Raw genomic sequence first — 8,971 nt, 5'->3', positions numbered from 1 at the left:
TATACTCATGCAACATCCCCGGTGGGCGATCATCGCAGCATCTCCACCGTCAGCTCGAGCGCCGCCTGGATCGATGCCTGCCGAATCGACAGACGATCGCCCGGCCATACATGTCGGCGGACCCGCGTCTCCATGGGTGTCGCGACGCCGATGTAGACCAAGCCGACCGGCTTCGTGGGTGTGGCGCCGCTCGGCCCCGCGATACCCGTGATCCCGATGCCCACATCCGCCCTCATACGCGCGCGGACGCCGGTCGCCATCGCTCGTGCCGTCGCTTCGCTCACCGCGCCCTCGGTCTCGAGGACCGACTCGGGCACGCCCAGAAGAGCCACTTTCACCTCGTTGGCGTAGGACACGATCCCGCCCAGGAAGAATGATGAGACCCCTGGTCGCTCGGTGATGGCCGCCGCGAGGCCGCCCCCAGTGCAGCTCTCCGCCACCGCCACGCGCAACCCCTGTCGATCGCACACCGCGGCAAGCGCTTGCACGAGATCCGAAATCGACGCGCTCATTCCACCAACGTCGCGCTCAGGTCATAATCGGAGCTGCCGACGACGCGAACCCTGATCAACCGCCCGATCGGCTGCGCCCCTTCGACTACCACCACGCCGTCGACTTCCGGTGCGTCTCGGTACGAACGCGCCACGGTCTGCCGGTCCCCTCCGCGCGTGCGGGTTGACGCCTCCGTGAGAACCTCCAATTCCTTGCCCACGAACGCTTCGTTGATCTCGCGCGACAATCGACGCGCGAGCAACATCACCTCCCGCCGCCGCCGCTCCTTGCGCGAATCGGGAACCTGATCGGCGAGACCGAACGCCGGCGTGCCCTCCTCGCGCGAGTAGGCAAACACACCGACGCGATCGAACCGGAGTCGTTCGACAGCCCGGCTCAGGTGATCGAACTCCTCCTCCGTCTCCCCGGGAAACCCGACGATAAACGTCGTCCGCAGGGCGATGCCGGGCACGCGATCGCGGATCCGATCCACCAGGTCCTCGACTGCCCCGTGCGGCCGCCGCATCCGACGGAGCGTGGCGGGATGCGCGTGCTGCAGGGGGACGTCCAGGTAACGACAGACCTGCGGGATGCTCGCCATCGTCTGGAGCAGCTCGTCCGATACAAACTGCGGATATGCGTACATGATGCGGATCCACGATATCGCCGGGACCTCGTCCGCGAGCCGCCGAAGAAGCCGCGCCAGTCCGTTCGTTTCTCCGCGGTCGCGCCCGTAGGCGGTGGTGTCCTGACCGACCAGCACGATCTCGCGAACGTTGGCCCGTGCCAGCTCCGTCGCTTCACGGATGATCTGATCGGCGTCCTTGCTCCGCATCCGGCCCTTCATCGAGGGGATAGCGCAGAAAGCGCACCGAGCATCGCATCCATCGGAGATTTTGAGATAAGCGCTCGGGGCGTTTGGCGCCCGCCGCGGCATCACGAGGTCGGCTCTCGGCGCAACGCCGTCCCCAAGAAATACGGGGGGGAGCCTTGGATCGCCGTCGAGCCGCTCGATAGCGCTTCGGGCAAGCCGTGGCGCGCACCCGGACTTGCGGTCCTCGATTGCTTCCAGGATCTGGGGCATCTCCGGCCATCGGTGAACGCCCACCAGCGCATCCAGCTCAGGCACTTCCAGCGCGAGGTCCGCGGCGTATCGTTCGATTAGACACCCCGACGCGACCAGCTTCTGGCCGGGCCGCTTCTCGGCGGCAAGGCGGAGGATCGTGTCGATCGATTCCTGTCTCGAGGGTCCGATGAAGCCACACGTGTTGACGATGACCGCCTCCGCGTTGGAGGGGTCGGGCACCGGAACATATCCGTGGGAAGCCAGCGCCTGCTCGATGCCTTCTGAGTCCACGACGTTCTTGGTGCAGCCGAGCGTGACGATGGTGAACGTTCGTTGATCGCGGCGGTCGACTCCGTCGAGACCGGGTTGGGTCGGCGGCATCACAAGGTACCCCGGGACGGCGCCGGCGATGCGGAAGGAACAGTGCCCTCCCGGCCCCACGAGACCTCCATCGCCTGCTTATCAGCGCCGAGCTTCCCCTGGTGGTTGCCGTTGACGGTCACGTCGACGCCGCCGGCATTCCCCACGCGCATCCGAATGGATTGCTCCGCGGTGAACGTTCGCGTGTTCCCCCCGGCCACGGTCTCCGCAATGACCGGTCGACCGTCCGTCCAAACCTGAAGCCAGCTCTGCTCCACGACGTGCGCTTCGACGACGATGCCGCTCACCACGGTCGGCGTCGCGGCGGGGGTCGGTGTCGACGTCTCCGCTTCGGTCGCGAATGGCGTAATCCTCAGCGGCGCGCTTCGGACCGCTTGTGTTGGGACAAGATCGAAACTTGTCCCGCGCCCCGCGTCAACGGTCTGAGCGAAGGAGTTGTATTGCGAGTACAGATAGACGAACAGGCCGATGCACGCGGCTACGCCCATAATGGACGCGATCGCCTTCCACGACACGGCGGGCGAGCGGTCCAACGGCTGCAGCGCCGGGCGGATCGGATTCCGATCGCCAGGGCGCATTGGCACCGCGCGCTCGAGGAGATCGGCCGGATTCAGGCCCAAGAACCGCGCATATTCCCGGATGAGCGCGCGCGTATACACCGTTGGCGGAAGGGCCGCGTAGTCGTCTGTCTCGATGGCGTGGATGTACCGGGCCGCCACGTGGAGCGCCTCCCCCACGTCGGAGAGACTCAACCCGCGATCGAGTCGCGCCCGCCGCAACACGGCGCCGATTGGTGCCGAGCGAGAATCCAAGCTTACGTTCCCGTCCGATGGGCGCGAATCCACGCGCGCTGCGCCTCGTGAATTAGACGGCGGGTCTCGCTTACCGACGCCCAGCCGAGCAGCGTGGCTCGCGGCCGGAAGAGATCATCGATCATGCCGGTTAGCTCCGGTCGCTCGGCCGCTTCCATGACGGAGGCGTACGCGCTGGGCATGTCCGCGCGAATAGCGAGCACCTTGTGGTCCGCGTCCGCGCGCAGCAGCGCCCCGATTGGCCGCGCGGCGATGACGCTTCCGACGGCGGCTTCGCCCTCACCGACGACGGTGACGTCCAGCTCACGTCCGTCGCCTTCCGAGATCGTGCGCGGAATCCATCCATAGTGAATGGGCAGCGGCGCGTTGAAGATCTCGCCCGTGGGAACGAACGCGCCAGCCTCGTCATCGTAAACGGTCCGATTGACTGTGCCTTTCGGGTTCTCGATTACCACGTACACGACGATGGGGGGCGCGGGGCCCGCGGCGCTGTAATCCAGCAGGCTGGCCCCGTCAGTCAGCACCCGCTTGCCCTTTTGCCATTGGGCGATGGCCCGACGATGTCCCTCGAAAGCGATCTCGTCGGGCACCTCGCCCGGGGCGAACCACCGCGCATCGCACGCGTCGTCTCCGGCCACCGGAGTGCCGTTGTGTCGGGTGGCATTGAACACGGCCAAGTGCGAGGCGCCACGCGGGTCACCGGCGCCAAAGTACAGTCCTCGCACCCCGGTGATCTCGACGGTCAGCCCCGTCTCCTCGAGCGCCTCTCGAGCGGCCGTCTCCCCCGCGTCTTCCCCATACTCGACGAAGCCGGCCGGAAGCATCCACCACCCCTTGTACGGCTCATTGGCGCGCTGGACCAGGAGCAGCCGCCCATCCTCTTCGATGAAGACCGCGGCGCCGAGAGCAGGTTTGGCGTAGTAGGTCCATCCGCAGACTGGACAGCGCGGTCGTGCCCGACCGCCATCTTCGCGAAATTCCAGCTCCTGCCCACATCGACCGCAAAAGCGTGGCTCACCAGGGTCGGGGAGAGTGAGTCCGTGCACGGGCCTCCGGCCTCGCAAGTCAGGTTCCACGGACGCGCCAATCCGCGCGCCGCACGAACTTCTCGAAACCTGCGCGTCCACGTATCATAGCCCATTGGGCGCGTGCAGTTGTCCTCCGGATCATCGGAGCCAATGCCCATCGCCCCGATTGGTACCGTGGGTACGCCGTGAAAAATCAGACGCGCCGGAGCCCGCAATCCTTCATACGGACACCGCGCCGGTCATGAGCGCACTTCCCCCACCCGCCCGACGAGCCGGGGCGCTCGGTCGGGACAGCGCCTTCGACCTCCTGGTATCGGTCAATCGCCTGCGGGCGGCGGGTCGGGACGTCATCAGCTTCGGAATCGGCGAGCCGGACGTCGAGACGCCACCCACGATCGTCGACGCGGCGAAGCGTGCCCTGGACGATCGCCGCACACGGTATGCGCCGAGCGACGGCCTGCCGGAGCTGCGGGAGGCCATCGCGGCGCACGTCTCGGCGACGCGCGGCATCCCCGTCCAGCCGGGTCAGGTCGTCGTCGCTCCAGGGGCCAAGCCGTTCATCCTGTACACCATCGCGACCCTGGTGGACGCGGGCGAAGACGTGGTGTACCCGAACCCCGGCTTTCCGACGTACGAGTCAGTCATCCGCTGGATGGGCGCGCGGGCTGTGCCCATGCCGCTTGTCGAGGCGAATGAGTTCAGGATCGACCGAGATGCGCTCGAGGGGATCATCAGCGACCGCACCAAGCTCATCATCCTCAACAGCCCCAACAACCCAACCGGCGGCGTCTTGGCCCAAGAGGACCTCGAGCGGATTGCCGACCTGGCACAGCGCCACAACTGCTGGGTGCTCTCGGACGAGATTTACAGCCAGCTCGTCCTCGAAGGGACGGCGCCCTCCATCGCCAGCCTACCGGGCATGGCCGAGCGCACCATCATCATGGACGGGTTCTCCAAAAGCTACGCCATGACCGGCTGGCGCCTGGGCTTCAGCGTGATGAACCCCGCCCTCGCCGAGCTGATGACGCGCGTCGAGACCAACATCGAGAGCTGCACCTGTACGTTCACACAGATCGCCGGCGTCGAGGCGCTCCTGGGACCTCAGGACCACATTTCCGCGTACATCGGCGAGCTGCGCGAGCGCGCCGACGTCGTGGTCGCGCTCCTCAATGACATCGAGGGGGTTCGATGCGTTCGCCCGCGCGGCGCCTTCTATGCCTTCCCCAACGTGACGGGCGCCTGCGAGCGCCTGGGCCTCTGGCGCGCCGAGGCGCTGGCCGACCGCCTCCTGCACGAGGCTGGCGTCGCGGTGCTCCCGCGCTCGTGCTTTGGAAATCGCAACCCGCGTGAAACGGGTGAATTCGTCCGCTTGAGCTTCGCCACGAGCCTCGAGCTCATACACGAAGGGATCGGTCGCATGAAAACCTACATTGAATCTGGCGGGAAGGCGCTGTGACGCAGCTTGGCGCGCTCTTTCCGCAGGTGGAGATCGGGACTGATCCGATCGCCGTTCGGGACTTTGCTCAGGCAGCCGAGGATCTCGGCTATTCCCACGTCCTTGCCTACGACCACGTGTTAGGAGCCAACGTCGATCGACCAGACCGCCGCGGCGGTCGCTGGCCGTACACCCATCGAGACACCTTTTACGAGCCCCTCGCACTGTTCGCCTTCCTGGCCGGGGTCACCCGTCGGATCGGGCTCGTGACCGGCATCGTCATCCTGCCCCAGCGACAAACCGTTTTGGTTGCCAAGCAAGCGGCGACGGTCGACGTCCTCTCTGGGGGCCGCCTCCGATTGGGCGTCGGCCTCGGCTGGAACGCCGTCGAATACGAGGCGCTCGGTGAGAACTTCAAGAACCGAGGACAGCGCATCGAAGAGCAGATCGCGGTCCTTCGCGCCCTTTGGACCCGGGAGCTCGTGGACTTTGAAGGCCGGTGGCACCGTATCCCCGACGCAGGGATCAACCCGCTGCCCGTCCAGCGCCCCATCCCGATCTGGATGGGCGGGTGGGCTGAGCCCGTCCTTCGTCGCGTGGCCGCGATCGCAGATGGATGGATTGTGAGCGGGCGGCCAACGGCCGAGATCGTGGAAAGCGTGCACCGCCTGCGCGGGTACGTACGCGAGAACAACCGCGACCCGGCCGCTGTCGGCCTCCAGGGCGGAGTGACCATGCGCGGGACCACGCCCGACGAGCGTCAGCGCGATTTCGCGACGTGGCAGGCGCTCGATGCGACCTACGTCACGGTGAACACGGTGGGCGCAGGGCTCGCCACCGTCGCAGACCACATCGCCGCGCTGCGCGACATGAAAGCGCTCCTCGCGTAGCGGGCGCCCCCCCACCCGCCAGACGACTGCTCGCCGACTACGTGGCGGCCAGATTTCGCAGCACCATATTCAGCACGCCGCCGTGGCGCAGATACTCCACGTCCACTGGGCTGTCGACGCGCGCGATGGCCCGAAACGTCACCGTTGAGCCGTCCTTGCGCGTCGCGCGAATCGACAACTCCTGACGTGGCTTGAGATCGTCAGAGAGGCCGGAGATCTCGAACGTCTCCGTCCCGTCGAGTCCGAGGCTGCTGGCGGTCTCACCCGGCATGTACTGGAGCGGTAGTATGCCCATGCCGACCAGGTTGCTTCGATGGATCCGCTCGTAGCTCTCGGCGATCGCGGCCTTGACTCCGAGCAAGAGCGGGCCCTTGGCTGCCCAATCGCGCGAGCTTCCAGACCCATACTCCTTCCCCGCCAGGACGATCAGAGGCGTCCGATCTGCGATGTAGCGCCGTGACGCGTCGAACACGCGCATGATCTCCCCGGTCGGATGGTGGATCGTCCAGTCCCCCTCGCGGTCTGGCGTGAGCATGTTGCGAAGCCGTACGTTTCCGAACGTCCCGCGCATCATCACCTCGTGGTTGCCACGGCGCGCTCCGTAGCTGTTGAAGTCGCGCGGTGCGACGCCGTGGTCGATGAGATAGCGACCGGCGGGGCAGTCGGGCTCGATGGAGCCGGCGGGTGAGATGTGGTCTGTCGTGATGGAGTCGCCGAGCACGAGGAGCGCGCGGGCCCCACGGATATCCCCCAAGTGTCCGGGCTGCGGAGAAAGGTTCTCGAAGAATGGCGGCTCTTGTACGTATGTGGAAGCGGAATCCCAGGCGTAGAGGCTTCCCTCAGGAATGGGCAGCGCCTTCCATTCATCGTCACCCTCGAACACATTTGCGTAGGTCCGCTCAAACACCCGTCGGTCGAGGGTCGCGTTCAGGACGTCCTGGATCTCCTGAGTCGTGGGCCAGACGTCGCGGAGGAAGACCGGCTCCCCCTCCGGATCGAGTCCGAGCGGCTCCGTCGTGAGGTCCACGTCGACCGATCCGGCCAGGGCGTACGCGACGACGAGCGGCGGTGACGCGAGGTAGGAGGCCCGCACGAGGGGATGAATCCGCCCTTCGAAGTTGCGATTTCCGCTAAGGACCGATGCAACGACGAGGTCGTTCGCCTTCACGGCATTCGCGACCGGCTCGGGGAGAGGTCCGCTGTTTCCGATGCACGTCGTGCAGCCGTACCCGACGACGTGAAACCGCAGCGCCTCGAGATATGGGAGCAGACCGGAATTCTTGAGATAGTCCGTCACGGCGCGCGAGCCCGGCGCGAGACTCGTCTTGACGAAGGGCTTGACCGTCAGGCCGCGCTCGACAGCCTTCTTCGCGAGCAGGCCCGCGCCCACCATGACGGAGGGGTTGGACGTGTTGGTGCAGCTCGTGATCGCCGCGATGACGACGGACCCCGACCCGACGGCTGTGGACGTCCCGTCCATCTCGACCGGGACGCTCCGGGCGGACGGCTTCACGGGGACGGGTGGTCGGGATGGCGCCTGCGCTTCGTTCACGGTGCCCCCCTCGGAATCGAAGCGCGCCTTCTCTTCGGCCACGGACGGCGACTCGGGCGCGAGGAACTGCTGCGGAAACGCCGCGCGGAATTGGTCCGCCATCATTCCGAGCGGAACGCGGTCCTGCGGCCGGCGCGGCCCCGCGAGGCTCGGCTCCACGGTGGAGAGGTCCAACTCGAGCGACTCAGAGAACGTCGGCGCGGGCGTCGCGTCGGTGCGGAACAGCCCTTGCTCCTTGGCATAGCGCTCCACGAGGTCGACCAGCTCTCGCGGACGGCCCGTCATTTGAAGATAGCGGAGCGTCTCATCGTCCACGGGGAACAGCGCTGCCGTCGCGCCGTACTCGGGGGACATGTTCGAGATCGTGGCGCGGTCGGCGAGCCGAAGATGGCTCAACCCCGACCCGTAAAACTCGACGAACTTATCGACGACCCCGTGCTGTCGGAGCATCTGGGTCACCGTGAGCACAAGGTCTGTGGCCGTCGCGCCCTCTCGCAGCTCGCCGTGAAGCCTGAAGCCGACCACCTGAGGAGTCAGCAAATACATTGGCTGTCCCAGGAGCGCCGCCTCAGCCTCGATACCGCCGACCCCCCAGCCCAGCACGCCCAGCCCGTTGACCATCGTCGTGTGGGAGTCGGTGCCCACGAGCGTGTCTGGATACGCGACCGTCTCCCCGTTCTCAGCACGGCGGTGGACGACGCTGGAAAGGAACTCCAGGTTCACCTGATGGATGATCCCCATTCCGGGCGGAATGACCCGAAAGTTCTGGAAGGCTGATTGCGCCCAGCGGAGCAGCGCGTAGCGCTCCCGGTTGCGCTCGTATTCCTTCTCGACGTTCACGCCGAAGGAGAATGTCGACCCATACGAATCGACCTGCACCGAGTGGTCGACGACGAGATCGGCGGGCACCAGCGGATTGATGCGCTCGGGATCGCCCTTCATGCGGGCGACCGCTGAGCGCATCGCCGCCAGGTCCACCACCGCGGGCACACCGGTGAAGTCCTGGAGCACGACGCGGGACGGCAAGAACGGAAACTCGGTAACGGGCGAGGTCCCCGGGTCCCAGCCCGCGAGCAGTCGCACGTCGTCCTCTCCAAACACGTACCCATCAAAACGCCGTACGACGTTTTCCAAGAGGATCTTGACGGTAAAGGGCAGGCGAGCGATCCCCGGAAACCCCTGCGCCGCGAGCGCGGCGAGCCGATGGTACGTCGCCGACCAACCATCCCCGGTTAGGGTTGCGCGAGTGCCGAACGGATTGTCCTGAGTCCGCATGTTCGACGATCTCCTTGTACGATCTGGCTGGAAAACCGGC

The 8,971-nt window shown here is 66.3% G+C and carries 7 protein-coding genes; 2 read left to right on the top strand and 5 right to left on the bottom strand.

Annotated elements, in window-relative coordinates; all coding sequences use genetic code 11:
* Positions 1 to 29: 29 nt before the first annotated feature.
* The 4 genes from VFC51_19420 to VFC51_19405 are packed head-to-tail and all read right to left on the bottom strand — an operon-like array spanning position 30 to position 3,797.
* Positions 30 to 512, bottom strand: coding sequence for a CinA family protein (locus tag VFC51_19420; protein HZT09199.1), 483 nt, complete (start codon positions 510 to 512; stop codon positions 30 to 32).
* The gene (gene rimO / locus VFC51_19415) at positions 509 to 1,939 is read right to left on the bottom strand and encodes a 30S ribosomal protein S12 methylthiotransferase RimO (GenBank protein HZT09198.1); all 1,431 of its coding nucleotides are present in this window, start codon (positions 1,937 to 1,939) and stop codon (positions 509 to 511) included. Before rimO ends, VFC51_19420 begins: the two co-directional genes overlap by 4 nt.
* Positions 1,939 to 2,751 carry a RodZ domain-containing protein gene (locus VFC51_19410; protein ID HZT09197.1) on the bottom strand — a complete coding sequence of 271 codons (813 nt, stop codon included), beginning with the start codon at positions 2,749 to 2,751 and terminating at the stop codon, positions 1,939 to 1,941. Before VFC51_19410 ends, rimO begins: the two co-directional genes overlap by 1 nt.
* Before the next feature lie 2 nt (positions 2,752 to 2,753).
* Positions 2,754 to 3,797 carry an NUDIX domain-containing protein gene (locus VFC51_19405; GenBank protein ID HZT09196.1) on the bottom strand — a complete coding sequence of 348 codons (1,044 nt, stop codon included), beginning with the start codon at positions 3,795 to 3,797 and terminating at the stop codon, positions 2,754 to 2,756.
* A 223-nt stretch (positions 3,798 to 4,020) separates the two neighbouring features.
* Between VFC51_19405 and VFC51_19400 the strand changes: the two genes are divergently transcribed.
* Both VFC51_19400 and VFC51_19395 read left to right on the top strand, forming a co-directional pair.
* Entirely contained in the window at positions 4,021 to 5,235 is a 1,215-nt protein-coding gene (locus VFC51_19400; protein ID HZT09195.1) for a pyridoxal phosphate-dependent aminotransferase, read from the top strand.
* Positions 5,232 to 6,104: an LLM class F420-dependent oxidoreductase gene (locus VFC51_19395; protein HZT09194.1), complete on the top strand. Its 873-nt coding sequence runs from the start codon at positions 5,232 to 5,234 to the stop codon at positions 6,102 to 6,104. Before VFC51_19400 ends, VFC51_19395 begins: the two co-directional genes overlap by 4 nt.
* 37 nt (positions 6,105 to 6,141) lie before the next feature.
* Here VFC51_19395 and acnA read toward each other — a convergent pair whose 3' ends face one another.
* Entirely contained in the window at positions 6,142 to 8,931 is a 2,790-nt protein-coding gene (acnA, locus tag VFC51_19390) for an aconitate hydratase AcnA (GenBank protein ID HZT09193.1), read from the bottom strand.
* Positions 8,932 to 8,971 lie beyond the last annotated feature (40 nt).

It is taken from the genome of Chloroflexota bacterium, from assembly GCA_035652535.1.
Classification (GTDB): Bacteria; Chloroflexota; UBA6077; order UBA6077; family SHYK01; genus DASRDP01.
This window is presented reverse-complemented; position numbering and strand designations above follow the sequence as displayed.

Coding starts and splice junctions, on each gene's coding strand:
- rimO (HZT09198.1), bottom strand. CDS start 1,939: ATGCCGCCGACCCAACCCGGTCTCGACGGAGTCGACCGCCGCGATCAA.
- VFC51_19400 (HZT09195.1), top strand. CDS start 4,021: ATGAGCGCACTTCCCCCACCCGCCCGACGAGCCGGGGCGCTCGGTCGG.
- acnA (HZT09193.1), bottom strand. CDS start 8,931: ATGCGGACTCAGGACAATCCGTTCGGCACTCGCGCAACCCTAACCGGG.
- VFC51_19420 (HZT09199.1), bottom strand. CDS start 512: ATGAGCGCGTCGATTTCGGATCTCGTGCAAGCGCTTGCCGCGGTGTGC.